Annotated in this window: 1 protein-coding gene and 1 pseudogene; both read left to right on the top strand. The window is 39.5% G+C overall.

The annotated features are described in order from the left end of the window. Positions 1-341, top strand: a 341-nt coding sequence (locus tag JCM17102_RS21130) for a UpxZ family transcription anti-terminator antagonist (protein ID WP_025076574.1), incomplete at its 5' end; no start/stop codon positions are given. Positions 342-348: 7 nt separating this feature from the next. Beyond that, a pseudogene (locus JCM17102_RS25480) lies at positions 349-603 on the top strand (capsule biosynthesis protein); the annotation flags it as partial.

Genomic DNA, 603 nt, shown 5'->3' with positions numbered 1-603 from the left:
TGTTACGTTCTGTGCGTCGGTTACTTCCTGTTGGGAGTGACGTTTGTTACTTATATTCCGATGATTTTTCTCAACTGCACCAAAGCATTCGTAATCAGCTTAATGAATTGTATCCCTTGCGGGGTGAGACAATGGAGCAGGATGCTTCTCTATGTTTAGCTTTATTGTTGGGATACAGTGTTTCTATGTATGCCAATCCGGAAGAAGAGTCGAAGAAATATAATACTCTTGTTCGTTCCCGGCATGTCCTCCAAACGCTTTCCGCTTCTTCTTTAAAAGAACAGCTATTGACCGTCTACCATGAATTGACCGAATCGTTTGAACCAATTGAAAATTTCTAAATAATAAATGAAAATACAAAATTTATTTCGCATATTTCTATTTTCTTTACTGCTGTGTAGTAGTTCTTCTCTGTTGGCTCAGAGCATGAGCGACCAGCAAGTCCTCGAGTACGTTAAAGAGGGTATCAAACAAGGCAAGGAACAGAAACAAATGGCCGCAGAATTGGCTCGTAAAGGTGTAACCAAGGAACAAGCCATTCGTGTAAAAGAATTATACGAGAAACAGAATAATGTAAATACTTCCAATGCTACCGGTACAGAT

Source organism: Bacteroides faecichinchillae JCM 17102 (genome assembly GCF_000614145.1).
In the GTDB taxonomy this organism is placed as follows: domain Bacteria; phylum Bacteroidota; class Bacteroidia; order Bacteroidales; family Bacteroidaceae; genus Bacteroides; species Bacteroides faecichinchillae.
The sequence above is the reverse complement of the archived record's forward strand: the minus strand, read 5'-3'. Positions and strand labels throughout refer to the sequence as shown.